The sequence below is a fragment of the Vibrio eleionomae genome, assembly GCF_009874545.1.
Lineage (GTDB): Bacteria > Pseudomonadota > Gammaproteobacteria > Enterobacterales > Vibrionaceae > Vibrio > Vibrio nitrifigilis.
This window is the reverse complement of the sequence record NZ_WEKT01000002.1, coordinates 116,302-129,527: the sequence shown is the minus strand read 5'-3', so window position 1 is coordinate 129,527 and position 13,226 is coordinate 116,302. Positions and strand designations below refer to the sequence as shown.

Annotated in this window: 16 protein-coding genes; 4 read left to right on the top strand and 12 right to left on the bottom strand. The window is 41.2% G+C overall.

From position 1 onward, the window contains the following. Positions 1-2: 2 nt before the first annotated feature. The 5 genes from F9817_RS01860 to kduD all read right to left on the bottom strand — a co-directional run bounded on the left by F9817_RS01860 (position 3) and on the right by kduD (position 3,561). Positions 3-917, bottom strand: coding sequence for an alpha/beta hydrolase (locus F9817_RS01860; protein ID WP_161153259.1), 915 nt, complete (start codon positions 915-917; stop codon positions 3-5). 202 nt (positions 918-1,119) lie between these two features. Beyond that, the gene (locus F9817_RS01855) at positions 1,120-1,755 is read right to left on the bottom strand and encodes an RpiB/LacA/LacB family sugar-phosphate isomerase (protein ID WP_161153258.1); all 636 of its coding nucleotides are present in this window, start codon (positions 1,753-1,755) and stop codon (positions 1,120-1,122) included. 92 nt (positions 1,756-1,847) lie between these two features. Further along, positions 1,848-2,171, bottom strand: coding sequence for a cupin domain-containing protein (locus tag F9817_RS01850; RefSeq protein ID WP_161153257.1), 324 nt, complete (start codon positions 2,169-2,171; stop codon positions 1,848-1,850). A gap of 77 nt (positions 2,172-2,248) precedes the next feature. Next, positions 2,249-2,770, bottom strand: coding sequence for a YgjV family protein (locus F9817_RS01845; protein ID WP_161153334.1), 522 nt, complete (start codon positions 2,768-2,770; stop codon positions 2,249-2,251). Positions 2,771-2,799: 29 nt separating this feature from the next. Further along, positions 2,800-3,561, bottom strand: coding sequence for a 2-dehydro-3-deoxy-D-gluconate 5-dehydrogenase KduD (gene kduD, locus F9817_RS01840; protein ID WP_161153256.1), 762 nt, complete (start codon positions 3,559-3,561; stop codon positions 2,800-2,802). A gap of 246 nt (positions 3,562-3,807) precedes the next feature. Between kduD and kdgR the strand changes: the two genes are divergently transcribed. The 4 genes from kdgR (at position 3,808) to F9817_RS01820 (ending at position 8,165) form a co-directional block, all read left to right on the top strand. Next, positions 3,808-4,590 (top strand): DNA-binding transcriptional regulator KdgR, encoded by a 783-nt coding sequence (gene kdgR / locus F9817_RS01835; RefSeq protein ID WP_161153255.1) that lies wholly within the window; start codon positions 3,808-3,810, stop codon positions 4,588-4,590. Between the two features lie 227 nt (positions 4,591-4,817). Further along, the gene (locus tag F9817_RS01830) at positions 4,818-6,692 is read left to right on the top strand and encodes a DUF294 nucleotidyltransferase-like domain-containing protein (protein WP_161153254.1); all 1,875 of its coding nucleotides are present in this window, start codon (positions 4,818-4,820) and stop codon (positions 6,690-6,692) included. Positions 6,693-6,697: 5 nt separating this feature from the next. Next, entirely contained in the window at positions 6,698-7,411 is a 714-nt protein-coding gene (locus F9817_RS01825) for an exonuclease domain-containing protein (RefSeq protein ID WP_161153253.1), read from the top strand. 145 nt (positions 7,412-7,556) lie between these two features. Continuing rightward, the gene (locus F9817_RS01820; RefSeq protein ID WP_161153252.1) at positions 7,557-8,165 is read left to right on the top strand and encodes a 2OG-Fe(II) oxygenase; all 609 of its coding nucleotides are present in this window, start codon (positions 7,557-7,559) and stop codon (positions 8,163-8,165) included. A 182-nt stretch (positions 8,166-8,347) separates the two neighbouring features. Here F9817_RS01820 and speG read toward each other — a convergent pair whose 3' ends face one another. From speG to F9817_RS01785, 7 genes are all read right to left on the bottom strand, one after another. After that, positions 8,348-8,887: a spermidine N1-acetyltransferase gene (gene speG, locus F9817_RS01815; RefSeq protein ID WP_161153251.1), complete on the bottom strand. Its 540-nt coding sequence runs from the start codon at positions 8,885-8,887 to the stop codon at positions 8,348-8,350. An 11-nt stretch (positions 8,888-8,898) separates the two neighbouring features. After that, complete coding sequence (locus F9817_RS01810; RefSeq protein ID WP_161153250.1) at positions 8,899-9,294, bottom strand: DUF2391 family protein; 396 nt, start codon at positions 9,292-9,294, stop codon at positions 8,899-8,901. A gap of 200 nt (positions 9,295-9,494) precedes the next feature. Further along, positions 9,495-9,728: a hypothetical protein gene (locus F9817_RS01805; protein ID WP_161153249.1), complete on the bottom strand. Its 234-nt coding sequence runs from the start codon at positions 9,726-9,728 to the stop codon at positions 9,495-9,497. An 80-nt stretch (positions 9,729-9,808) separates the two neighbouring features. Next, the gene (locus F9817_RS01800; protein WP_161153248.1) at positions 9,809-10,294 is read right to left on the bottom strand and encodes an acyl-CoA thioesterase; all 486 of its coding nucleotides are present in this window, start codon (positions 10,292-10,294) and stop codon (positions 9,809-9,811) included. 469 nt (positions 10,295-10,763) lie between these two features. Continuing rightward, positions 10,764-11,057, bottom strand: coding sequence for a DUF3861 domain-containing protein (locus tag F9817_RS01795; protein ID WP_161153247.1), 294 nt, complete (start codon positions 11,055-11,057; stop codon positions 10,764-10,766). Positions 11,058-11,071: 14 nt separating this feature from the next. After that, positions 11,072-11,836, bottom strand: a complete 765-nt coding sequence (locus F9817_RS01790) for a recombinase family protein (RefSeq protein ID WP_161153246.1) — start codon at positions 11,834-11,836, stop codon at positions 11,072-11,074. A gap of 384 nt (positions 11,837-12,220) precedes the next feature. Next, positions 12,221-13,129 carry a LysR family transcriptional regulator gene (locus F9817_RS01785; RefSeq protein ID WP_161153245.1) on the bottom strand — a complete coding sequence of 303 codons (909 nt, stop codon included), beginning with the start codon at positions 13,127-13,129 and terminating at the stop codon, positions 12,221-12,223. Between the last annotated feature and the right edge of the window lie 97 nt (positions 13,130-13,226).

The window sequence follows — 13,226 nt, the reverse complement described above, 5'->3', positions numbered from 1 at the left end:
AGTTAGTTTAAGCCTAAACGCTGTTCTAGCCATTGATGCAGCCACGTTGGCCAAGCTTCAATGGTGAGACCTTTGGTATGACGAAAACCAAAACCGTGACCACCTTGTTGGACGATATGTAAATCCACGTCCACATGGTGGTTTTTTAATGCTTGCCACATCAAAATACTGTTTTCAGACGGTACTGATGGATCATCATTGGCATGTAAGATAAAACATGGCGGTGTTGCCGCTGTCACCATTGTTTCTATGGAAAATTCAGGATGCAACGGCTTGTCGGCCAAACTGCCTAATAACTGTTTGCGAGAACCCAGATGGGTGACACGCTCATCCATACTGATGACCGGATAAATGAGTGCGGTAAGATCGGGCTGAGCTGGATAGTTATCAACGGTATCTTGTAGTGGATACGCGGGCAGATCAAAACGAGTTGAAAGCCAACCTGCGAGATGCCCACCGGCAGAGAAACCGATAACAGCAACATGTTCAATTCCTTGCTTAGCAGCTTGACTACGAATTAAACGCATTGCTCGCTGAGCATCGGCGAGAGCGGTATTGGATGACCAAACATGCCCATCTCCTGGCATGCGGTAACTCAGTACATAACAAGTAAAACCCAGATGGGCTAGATATTCTGCAGTATCCATACCTTCTTTATCAAAGGCAACTTTAGTGTATCCTCCGCCGGGAATAATCAAAACTGCGATGCCATTGGCTGATGGTGGCGGCACCAGCACCATTTCGGGGTGAGTAATATGGGTTAAAATTCGGTCATGACGTTTATGATTGCCCCTTTCGATAAAGTGCTGATTTAGATGAAGGGGAGCAAGTGTATCTTGTTCCCAAAGTGCCATCACCTTATAGTTTGGCGTCAGCTCTTTTAAAGATTGGTAGGGTGTTTGAGAGTCTTGATTCATGCCTGTCCTCTGACGTCAAAAGTAAACGCGTCATTTAACTTTACTGCGATACTCCAATGACCTCAAGATACAAGATTCATATCGTCATCAATGAGTTTGGGCTCAGTATCCATCACGAAAAAAGGGGATTGCCTTTCAACGTCGCATGTCAATAAAAAAGCCAGTAAAGATACTGGCTTAAAAGGCAATAACGGATTAAGGGTTAGATAAGAGATTGTACATACTCTGCGATTTCTGGCACTTGGCAACCGCTAAAGAAGCATTCTTGGAAACGAGGACCACCAACGGCTGTTTTCACCAGTTCTTGATCCATTGCTTTTAACGTATCTAAGTAGTTGTCTTTTACAACGGCTTGTTTTACTTCGTTTAAAATACCTGCGTTACGTTTTTGTGGTTCAGCACGTTCTTTTGGATAACCTTCGCCACGTTCACCCGTAAAGGCTTTTTCGAAGATGTAACGCACGTTAAGTTCTGCACCCCAACCATAACCTTTAGCAAATGCGAGTGATAGTGCATTACCGTTGTTGATTTGATTGAATAGGAATGCGTCGGATGGATCTAGGCAGTAACCACAAACCACACCTGGGTGGATATTTAATGACATCATAGCGCCTTGGCCTGTACCACAACCTGCAACCACAAAATCAACCGCTTTAGAGTTAAGCAGTAGGCTCGCCATAATCCCAAGGTGGATGTAAGTTAGATGGTGATCTTGTTCATCACTCATCCCGACGTTATACACGGAATGACCGAGAGGTTCTGTCACTGTAGTCAGTTCGTTTAAGACAGTCGCGTTTTTAGCCGCTTGGCTGTTTTCCATCATCAGTGCGATTTTCATAAGGAATTCTCCTGCGGATCACTCCGCAACTAATAAATTAAAATCAAATATGGGTTAGCCAAACACCACTTCATCGGGTATTTGGCAAAAAATTACTCAATAAAGTCTTTGCGCATTGGGGTAAAGTTATCCAACAGCACCCCTTTTTCTAAACAGACGCAGCCGTGCATTTCATTCGGTTTTTTGTATAAGACGTCGCCAGTGCGAACGACTTTCTTTTCATCACCGATGGTGAACTCAAACGAACCGGATAACACATAGGTCAATTGTTCATGTGGGTGGTTGTGCATGGCGCCAATCGCCCCTTTTTCAAAATGCACTTCAACCGACATGATGTTGTCACTGTAGGCAAGAATTTTGCGGGAAACGCCATCGCCTAGGTCTTGAAGTTCTACGTCTTCGTTAAATACAAACATGGTGTGTGTCCTCTTAAGCTTAAGGTATTTTTCCTTATCAAATTACCGGAAAAATGTACTTAAGCTTTTGTTTAAGCTCACAATGCTTGGCTTGCTATAGTTCGTTTCTTATCGCGAACTATGCGAAAAATGGTCAAGCAATTAACTGAAATAAGTGTGGCTTCTAATAGGGTGCCCCCGATCGAACCCACCAAAATATTATTAATCAGCCAGCATATTGCCCCGACAACGAAGGCGATGCGCATCGCTACGCCTTCGAGAGTGAATATGGCTACCGTGCCAATCGTCATACCGACTATTGGCCATAAATCCCACCAGTTATCGGCAATGGCGATGCCAAATACGATACCAATAATGGCAAAAACAGCAGCGATTCGTTTCGACGAAGTATAGATAGAGCTGGCTGTTCTCAGTGCGGATAAACCAGTACTGAGTGTTGAAACCATTGAGCCAAGTAAGAAAAAATGGACTAAATGATTGAGATTAAAGATCAGCATGATGATCTTTAACCGTCGATCATTTTTCTGGTAAAACGTAGAAATTCCTAGCGCAAAGCTCACAAAACCGAGCAGTTGTGCAATTTCATACACAGTCACAATCTTTTCCTAACAGCTCAATGAGCTTCAAATTAACGTGCTAACCAACCACCATCGACAGCAATGGTATAACCATTGATGTAGTCGGACGCGGCTGATGCTAAGAAAACACAAGGGCCAGCAAGGTCAGAAGGTAATCCCCAGCGAGCAGCAGGAATACGTTCCACTATCTCCTGGTTACGTTCTGTGTCAGCGCGGAGTGCTGCGGTGTTGTTGGTTGCCATATATCCAGGCGCGATGGCGTTCACATTGATGTTATTTTTTGCCCATTCATTAGCCATTAAGCGGGTAATGCCCATGACACCACTTTTCGCAGCTGTGTATGATGGAACACGAATCCCACCTTGGAATGACAGCATAGACGCAATATTAATGATTTTGCCGCCTGTGCCCTGAGTGATGAACTGCTTGGCTACCGCTTGAGACATGAAAAAGACAGATTTGACGTTAATGTCCATGACATCGTCCCAATCTTTTTCACTAAATTCGATGGCGTCGTTACGACGAATGATACCAGCATTGTTGACTAGAATATCGATGTGACCGAACTGAGTAATCGCACGATCGATAATAGAAGGAACATCATCAAGGGTAATGAGATTCGCGCGAACATCTAAGAATTCACGACCTAAAGCCGTAATTTGTTCCTTTGTTTCAGTAGGTTCTGCGATGTTTACGCCAACGATGTTACAACCGGCCTTTGCGAGACCTAGTGCCATACCTTGACCTAGGCCTGTATCACACCCGGTCACTATCGCGACTTTGCCTTCAAGATTAAATGATTCAAGAACCATAGTGTTTTCCTTAATGTAGCTAACTGATAAAGAGACAAGCTCGTCTCATTGCTGATGTGGTTATCATGTTCCAAAAAAAAACAGTTGGCAAATATTTTTGAAAAGCTGTTTTAAAAATCTTGATTGGGATCTGTTTTTTCAGGGCAGTGTTTGAAGGGTTTCATATTTATGAAAAGCCTTTTTAAAAATAGTGGTACGAATATCTTGAGAGGCTATAATGACTTAAGTTAGAAAAGGGGACAGCGAATGGAAAAATCAACACAGCCGGAAGCCGTGTCGTCGGTACTAAAAGTATTTAGTATCTTACAGGCTCTAGGTGAACAGAAAGAAATTGGTGTGTCGGAACTCTCGCAACGTTTGATGATGTCTAAAGCGACCACATATCGATTTTTGCAAACAATGAAGACCTTAGGTTATGTGTCTCAAGAAGGTGAAGCAGATAAATATTCTCTGACCCTAAAATTGTTTGAGCTTGGCTCTAAGTCACTGGAATACGTGGACTTAGTTGGCTTAGCAAACAAAGAAATGCAGCAGATTGCTGATAAAACGAATGAAGCATTGCACCTTGGTGCTCTTGATGAAAATGCCATCATTTATATTCATAAAATTGATTCGGGTTACAACCTGCGCATGTATTCGCGTATTGGACGTCGTAATCCACTTTATAGTACTGCGATTGGTAAAGTGTTACTGGCTGAACGTGATGAAAGCTATGTACGTCACTTATTAGAAGATGTGGACTTTATTCCCCACACCGAGCGTACACACCAGAATACCGACCAGCTACTTGATGAATTACATTTGGTGCGTGAACAACATTTTGCTGAAGATAACGAAGAGCAGGAACCAGGGTTACGCTGTATTGCCGCTCCTATCTATGATCGTTTTGGTATGGTCATCGCAGCCATTTCAATTTCTTTCCCAACCATTCGTTTTGCTGAAGAGCGAAAAGGGGAATACGTTGAAATGCTACATACAGCGTGCCGTAATGTATCGGAAAATCTGGGGTATACCCAGTATCCGGTTTAATGACCTAGTCTATCGAAACGACCTCAAGATGCAGGATTCAGAGGTTCATCAACGAGCATAGGTCAAGTTCAATTACGGTAGGAATGGTCATTCCTTTCAAAGTGATTGGTATATCACCTTTAATCAATGAGCGCTGGATCAAAAATGTGAAATGAAAAGCAGCATGAAGGCTGCTTTTTTTTGTACTATGAAATTAATTGAAACGCCGTTTTGATCTGGAGGTAAAGGTGGGATCATCATTAACCCCTAATATTTATGACTTTTTAATTCGTTTGGACCCGTTTGATAAGTTACCGCAAGAGATTGTGTTAGCGGTCGCGGGCCAAGTAAAAGTCCGTTACTTAGCGCAAGGTGAGCATATTACTTTTAGCGCTTTATGTTCTGATCGTTACCTCTATATCATTCGTACAGGGGCGATAGAGCAGCGTCGTCCTGATGGACAATTGCGGGCGCGATTAGGTGAAGAAGATCAGTTTGGTTTCACGTTTTTGGAGCCGCTTAATGAAGCCGAAGATGGCTACCAAGCAACAGCTATTGAAGACTCATTACTGTATTTGATTCCGCACCAAGAGTTACAAGCGATTTGCCAACAACACCCTGAATTCGCCAACTACTTCGCTTCCCAAGCTCAGTTACGTTTAACCTCGGCAGTCGATTACGCCTATCGCGAAGAAGAGAATGGGTTGTTTTATCGTCGGGTGGAAGAGGTGGCGAGTAAGAATATTGCAATTGTTAATGTCGGTACGCCAATTCGCGTTGTAGCGGAGTTGATGTGTGGCAATGATTCACTAAGTCACAGTTCCTGTGCGGCAATCATGCAAGATGATGAATTAGTAGGAATTGTAACTGACAGGGATATGACTCGATCTGTTGTGGCACGGGGCGTAGATACAGCTAGCCCGATTGAGATAGTGATGACACGTAATCCTCAGCTCATTCATGCTGATGACAAAGTGGTGCAAGCGATTTCTGTTATGTTGCAATACAACATTCGTTGTTTGCCTGTTATGAAAGAGAATCAAGTCGTTGGTTTATTAACGACGTCTCATCTGGTACATAACCACAAAACGCAGGCGTTATTTTTGATCGAAAAAATCAAATACGCAGGCAATATCCAAGCATTAGCGGATTTAAAAGAAGAGCGGCTGACTATTTTTCAATCTTTGGTCGAAAGCGGTATTAGTGCAGAAATTCAAGGTCGTGTGATGTCGATGATCATGGATGCCTTCACTCGTCGTTTACTGCAAATGACGGAAGAATTACTTGGTCCTGCTCCTTGTGATTATGCATGGGTGGTTGCAGGTTCGCATGCGCGTAATGAAGTGCATGTGCTATCGGATCAAGACAGCGCTTTGGTATTGTCTGATGATATGAAGCCAGAACATGAGCTCTATTTTCGTCATTTGGCTATGCGAGTGTGTAATGGTCTACAAGCTTGTGGGTATCCATTGTGTGATGGCAAATACATGGCCGCATCTCCAAAGTGGTGCCAACCGCTTACGGTATGGAAAGAGTATTATCGTAAATGGGTATCGAGTCCTGAATACAACAAGCTTCTCAGTATTAGTGTGTTTCTCGAAACGCGTGCCATCTATGGTAATACCGAGTTGGTTGATCAAATGCAGCAGTATTTGCATGAATGTTTACAAAAAAGCACTAACTTTTTGCCCGCCTTGGTGAAAGATGCCATTGATACACAACCCCCGTTAGGTATTTTTAATAATTTGGTGTTGGAAAAAGGTGGTGATAATAGTAAGACGCTAAATATTAAAAAATTCGCGCTAAATTTGATCATCGATCTTGCGCGGATCTTTTCATTATCCGCGGGCGGTTCGATGACGGGCACCGAAGAACGTTTTCTGTTTGCCGCAGAACAAGGTGCGATGTCACAAGACAGTTGCCAGAATATTATTGGCGCTTACAAGTTCATCACCCAAGTCCGTTTTCAACATCAATTGGAAGCACTAAAGCAGGGTAAAACACCTGATAATCATATTTCTCCAGATAGTTTCAGTAGCTTCGAGCGTAAGCACTTGAAAGATGCATTTAAAATTATCAGTGAACTACAAGACGTCGCTAAACTGCGTTTTGTGAAAGGGTAATCACTATGTTACAAGCGATAAAACGCCATTTTAATGCCTCGCGTCATGTCTATCAGCAGCACTTTACCTGCCGTGAACGTCATGATTGGCTGCCTGGCCTCGCGTATTATTTCGCGACGCCATTACCTGATTTGAAAGAATTTGTCGGCGAAATCTCGTTACTATCATTTGATTTTGAAACCTCAGGGATAGATGCCCAACGCGATCAAATTTTAAGTGTGGGTTGGGTACCAATGACGATTCAATCGATAGATACGGGGGCCAGTGAGGAGCGCTATATTTGCCACCGCCAATATGTGAATGCCCGCTCGGCCGAGATTCATCAGCTTACACCGTCGGCTTTATCTAAAGGCATTGAATTAGATAGAGCGATGGACGAATTATTTGCAGCGCTTGCTGGTAAGGTTGCCTTAGTGCATGGCAGTAGTATTGAAAGGACGTTTATCAATCAGTATGTCTCTGACCGCTATGGGTTGGATGTGTTTCCATGTATTTGGATTGATACATTAAAAATTGAAAAGCAGCTTACGTTTGATGGGAAAACCCATTGTCGTAGTAGCCTACAGTTAAATGATCTAAGGCAATGTTATCGCTTGCCTAACTACACGGCTCACTCAGCTGCGATTGACGCGCTGTCCACTGCTGAACTGTTTGTTGCTCAGTTGAAATCCATCTTTAAAGGTCATTCGCCACGATTAGAAAAAATCGCGTGTATTTGAGAACACAAAGATTAATCCCGGATTTCTGAAAGTATTTTGTTAGAAAAATTCGATTAGTATTTTTTATCCAAAAGATTAAAACTTAGATTTGTGGGGAGGCTCAACTCTCGCTATATATCTGCTTTTGGTTTTTGGGGTTACGTTTTTGTCTTTAGATAATCTAATCGATGCGATTGCAGATCAAGGTTGGTACATTTGGGATGATTTTTTATCTGTCAAACAGGTAAGAGATTTATGCCAAGAAATGCCAGAAAATTGGAGGACCGCCCAGATCGGCCGCTCCGATTCAAAGCATCAAAACCAGCGTCGCCGCAGCGATAAAATTCAGTGGCTTCAGCCTACGATGGGCTTTGCTATTCACGATTATTTGGAGCGTATGGAGCATATTCGTCACAACGTCAATCGAGCATTATTTTTAGGCTTGTTTGAGTATGAGGCACATTTTGCAAAATACGACATTGGGGATGCCTATGAAAAGCATTACGATGCATTTCAAGGAAGAACGAATCGACGCTTAACTACGGTAATGTACTTGAATGAGCACTGGACCGAAGCTGATGGTGGCAAATTAAAACTATATAGCGATCAGGATGAACTGATCGAAACCGTTGCGCCTTATGCAGGACGGCTAGTGGTATTTCTTTCTGAGCGTTTTCCTCATGAAGTTTGTATTAGCCATGCAGAGCGATTTAGCATCGCTGGATGGTTTAGAACGAATGGAGTCAGCGAGCAGTGTTTTGATATATCTCGCTAGAAGAGAACGTATATTGAAATATTGGCTCATCAGCGCTGAAGTTTAGGAAAGCGGTAAGAAAGAAAAATGACGCCGCATTTATGATAACTATAGTGATGATACGACAACACTCTGGTGTTACTTCTTCGATGTTTTACCGCGCACTCCACCTCAGAGGTGCGCGGTTTTTTTATACCTTGATGCTACTGGGGCTTAAATTGCTCTTTATGTGTGCTTAAATAAGCACTTTGCAAAATGTACATGCGTTTCACATCTTGGTAGCTACCATTAATGAAAAACTCTTCGACCAGATGGCCTTCTTCAATAAATCCTGCTTTGTCATATAAGTGCACCGCTTTTTCATTCTCTACAGCAACATGCAAATAAATTTTATGAAGATTCAGAATCGTGAACGAGTAATCGAGCGCTTTGTTGATTAAAATTTCAGCAAAGCCGTTGCCCTGATGTTCTGGGGTAATAATGATCTGAAACTCAGCGCTACGGTGAATATAGTTAATTTCAATTAACTCGACTAACCCCACTAATTCTTTATCTTCATTTTCGACGACGAAACGTCGCTCCGCATTATCATGAATATGTTTGTTGTATAACTCTTCAAGTTCGTCAAAAGATTCATACGGTTCTTCAAACCAATAGGTCATGATATTACGGTTGTTATTTAAATTATGGATAAATCTCAAATCGCCTCGTTCTAAGGCACGTAAGCTTAATTTAGGAGTCATAAAGGTACTCGTTATTCCTTATCAAAACTGTCGACGACAATCGCGCCCATTGAAGCAGGCATCGTAATTACAATAATACGTTTTAAAGAGACAAAGGGATGTTCCAATAATGGGAGCTTATCTAAAGAGAGTAGTACTAACGCAACGACAACGGCTGCAATAAAATAAGCAATCACAATGCGAAATAGAAACACGCTAAACCGAGCGCGAATATTACTTTGGAACACACTGTGGTAGGCAAAAACACCAAGAAAGCTAATAGACAGAGCCATCAATAATAATAAGTTAGGAATTGGCAACGTGTTACCTAATTGCCAAGCTTCCTCAGAAAAAGAGATAGGAACGGCAAGCGCAAATGCACCAACGCAAACTTGAATCGCATCTTCGGCATTAAAACTAAACCTCATGTAACAACCTTATATCTGAGTGAATGCTTTTTAATGTAAGCATTACGACCTTGGAGTGCAAGAACAATAAAGTGATGTTCGTGGTTCCTTTTGCTTAAAGGTCGTTATGCCCAAATGACCTCGAGATGTAGGACACAGGAACTTGTGATTACTTGGGTATATAAATTAGCTCAGTGGTTAGAATAAAGAGGGGGAAGGACTTAGAAAAGGGTTCTAAGGTGGGTGATAAGTACGGCAATATTTTCTTCATAGAGTGCCACCTTACGAAACAGATCAGCAAATTGCGCATCACCGCCAAAACAGGCTTGGATGTAATGATTGATCTGTTTCGGTTGATAACCTTCCACATACAGAGCCCGTACCCATTGATATTCTGTGGCCTTAGGATCCATTAATGATGACTCTCCGAGAGTCACTACGTATTTCTTTGTCATTCCGTGTCTTGTGAGAAAATAGTCGTAGCATGATTAAATCAAACAAGCATGACGTTTACATGACAGCGTATGCCGATGGTTTATTTCGGTTTTTTAACATGAGCTTCCATCTCTTCACCAATCTCTTTACGCATATTCATTAAACGAATCGCGGAGTCATGTAAAAACTGGTCATGAGGCGTTTTGGGATTCCATTGAGGAACTGGCGTTGGTTTGCCCTCTTCATCCACGGCTACCATAATTACGATGCAGTGCGTCGTCAGCTGCTGATCGACATTTTTAGGATCGCTTGCTTGCACATCTAGTCCAATGTGCATTGAGGTATTGCCGGTATAAATGATTTTGGCGTTGACCTCGACCAAACTCCCAACCAGGATTGGGGCCACAAAACGGATACCACCAGCATAAGCGGTAATACAATATTTTTTACTCCAGCCAGCAGCGCAGGCATATGCCGCTAAATCAATCCATTTCATCACCGCGCCGCCATGCACTTTACCACCAAAGTTGACATCACTTGGTTCGGCCAAAAATCGTAAGGTTATATCCCGACTTCCATGTTCCATATGCAGTTTCCTTGTTAATGTCTCTTAATATAACCATACATTGCGATTATCCAATCATACCTTGAAAAATATACAACCATACCTTTAAAAAGTACAAAATGTGTACCATGCTTTTGAAATTTTACTACAATGTGGATTTTTGTTTTGGATAATGCTTAGAAACGTAATCTTGAAAACTCGAAAGTAAAAAATATATCTCGTTTCGTTAGTTTAAAAACTGATTCAGTATGGGCGACAGAATCAGATCTTGAATTTGACGCTTGTTTCCATTTTGAATTTGCGCCGCAGATAACGACATTCGAAACTCTGCCATTAGGCTTCAAATACCGGATAAACGGAAGTTTACGTCGATATCCCCCTGATATGCTTTGTTCGTTCTGACAGAAGATGATATTCAAATTTCCCCTTTATTGGACAATCTAAAGATCATTCATCGCTACGCTTGCTCTGATAATATTGATTAGGTGTTCTATTTGATATTTTGTTTGAGTTTCTTCATAAATTGACCAAAATGTGGGCTGAATTCATGAAATAGCGGGTGTTTTCTGTGTTCCAGCATAATTTCACCGAGCATTTTTAAGCCTATGGCAAAACTGTGAGTCTGCTTTTTATCTAGTCCTTCAATGATTCCTACCTTGGACAGAATTTGTTTTAAATCATCGTGAGATTCAAAATCAAAAGCAATATGCTCCTCTGATGATATGTCTGATCCATCTTTGTTTTTTAGTGGAGCTATATCAATGTGGTATAAGTTCTTTTTCATGTTATAAAGCCTTTTTAATTTTGATGATCTTCATCTCTTAGAGGTTTATTTCCATAGCCTCTTTTAGGGCTGTGGCCTTTTTGTTCGCCGTGTCTTCTTTCCCCACATCGCCCACCGTGCCTGTGGCTACGACTTCTAAGATGACCTAGTTCATCGTCATCTTTAATTTTTGCTTTTACTCTTTTAACGGTTGATATACTTGCACCAGTCTCGTCAGCAACGGTCTGTAGGGTTTTGCCTTCAAACAGAGCTTGTGCAATTACCTCATGCATTTCTTTATTTATCTTGCGACCACGGAATTTTGCTTTCCAACCTTCACTGTCTTTTTTAAGAGAGCGGCGTCCAAGCTCTGCGGCAAATAGGCGTTTATGTTTTTCAGACTCAGCAAAACCTTGCATCATTTTTACTAGGGCATCTGTAATTTGATCATCCTGTTTGAATTCCAAATTTTGAACAATGGTCTTAATTGTTATGCCTCGCCCAATAAGTAGTTTGATGTTATTCAGGCATTTTGAAAACTCTTTACCCAGCTCGTCAATCCACCAAACGACCAGTTCGTCACCTTTTATAAGCTTTGTATCTAATTCAGTAAATACTGATCTTTCTGATAGTGGGACACCACCGCGAACCCCAGTCTCTTTAAATAGTTCAATATCGTTTTGGTATGCTGAAAAAGCTTCAATACGGTTGTCAATATCGTTGATTTTAGGTGATATACGGATGTACCCATAACATTTAGTCATAATGACACCTTTGGTTTTTTTGATGTTATGGTTCATATTAAATCATAATAATGGACCAGTCAACCAAATGAGCTATTAAAATGATTTGTGTGGATCAGTAAGAAATAGGTAATTAAGCAGGAAAAGTGTTCATAGCTAAGTTATTTGAATTTGGTTTCAAAGTGTTAACGCCCTAAACAGCAATTGTCCAAACAGCTTGGGGAACAAGGGGAAGAATGGATTCAGTCTATTTGTGGTATGAGTTATCGCTTTGATGATAATAGCTAATCGGTGTTTAAGGGCTATAAGAATAATATAAACATTATATCTATAACCCTTATTGTCTTTATACCTGACCACATCTGAAGCAATTCGGTCCATGGCGGTAGTTAAATGGTTTAATTGAGTTTCAGTTACGCCTTCTAAAGGATAAAAAGCTATTTAAGAAAGTCGTTGATGCCAATGTTTCGGTCTAGTTTCTTGCATTCGATTAACTAAAGTTTGAACTTTTACTTGATGCTTATCGCGCGGGGTATAACAAATAATAGGTCTAGGATCACTATGCCAATCTGGTAAACAAGGGACTAACTTACCATGATGCATTTCATTAAATTTATGATAAATACTCACAGGAAGAAGGCCAATCCCTCTCCCAGCTGTAATACCATCAAGCTGTAAAGAAATATTATCGCTATGAAAACGGCTAGGTAAGTGTTCTACTTGAAAAGTTTCACCATCAGAATTAGAAAGTTCAATATTTTCTAGCTCTGCGGCTGCGTAATGTAGCCATCGATGTTCTCTAATATCATTCGGATGATTTAACTTATTGTTTTTCTCCATATAGGCTTGTGAAGCAAAGACCGAATAACACCAGTAACCGATAGTTTCTTGGCGCCAGCTAATATCAGATAATTCTCCAAGCCATAGGATCAAATCAGGGTCTACATCTTGGTAGGCTGCTTGGTATTGGCTGATGATATTTATATTGAGATTAGGGTTATCATCCAAATAGTTATTTATTAGTTTATTAAACCAACCACGTACCAAGTTAGTATGTACAATTATAGTCAGTTCACCACTGATTTCATTACTAACTTTCTGCATAGCATCAATGCTTTCTTCGGTTAAATCCAATATTTTTTTGCAGTAACTATGGAATACTTCACCTGCTTGTGTAATGGCAAGGCGGTTACCTCTACGAATCATTAAAGATTGACCAACTTCATTCTCTAATGTGGTTAAACGACGACTAACGGTAAACTTAGGCTGATGTAGATACTTGGCTGCTGCCGTAAGACTTTTTTTCTCACAGAGGGCATAAAAAGCTCTAATTGATGCGAAATCTTGCACGGTTTCCCCCTTATAGAACCAGCTACGTTCCACTAATGGAACAAAGATTCCATGAAATGAACCTTATGTAGGACATTGTAAATCTAGATAATACTAA

Coding starts and splice junctions, on each gene's coding strand:
- F9817_RS01860 (WP_161153259.1), bottom strand. CDS start 917: ATGAATCAAGACTCTCAAACACCCTACCAATCTTTAAAAGAGCTGACG.
- kduD (WP_161153256.1), bottom strand. CDS start 3,561: ATGGTTCTTGAATCATTTAATCTTGAAGGCAAAGTCGCGATAGTGACC.
- F9817_RS01825 (WP_161153253.1), top strand. CDS start 6,698: ATGTTACAAGCGATAAAACGCCATTTTAATGCCTCGCGTCATGTCTAT.
- F9817_RS01790 (WP_161153246.1), bottom strand. CDS start 11,836: ATGAACCATAACATCAAAAAAACCAAAGGTGTCATTATGACTAAATGT.
- F9817_RS01805 (WP_161153249.1), bottom strand. CDS start 9,728: ATGACAAAGAAATACGTAGTGACTCTCGGAGAGTCATCATTAATGGAT.
- F9817_RS01855 (WP_161153258.1), bottom strand. CDS start 1,755: ATGAAAATCGCACTGATGATGGAAAACAGCCAAGCGGCTAAAAACGCG.
- kdgR (WP_161153255.1), top strand. CDS start 3,808: ATGGAAAAATCAACACAGCCGGAAGCCGTGTCGTCGGTACTAAAAGTA.
- F9817_RS01795 (WP_161153247.1), bottom strand. CDS start 11,057: ATGAAAAAGAACTTATACCACATTGATATAGCTCCACTAAAAAACAAA.
- F9817_RS01850 (WP_161153257.1), bottom strand. CDS start 2,171: ATGTTTGTATTTAACGAAGACGTAGAACTTCAAGACCTAGGCGATGGC.
- F9817_RS01810 (WP_161153250.1), bottom strand. CDS start 9,294: ATGAGGTTTAGTTTTAATGCCGAAGATGCGATTCAAGTTTGCGTTGGT.
- F9817_RS01800 (WP_161153248.1), bottom strand. CDS start 10,294: ATGGAACATGGAAGTCGGGATATAACCTTACGATTTTTGGCCGAACCA.
- speG (WP_161153251.1), bottom strand. CDS start 8,887: ATGACTCCTAAATTAAGCTTACGTGCCTTAGAACGAGGCGATTTGAGA.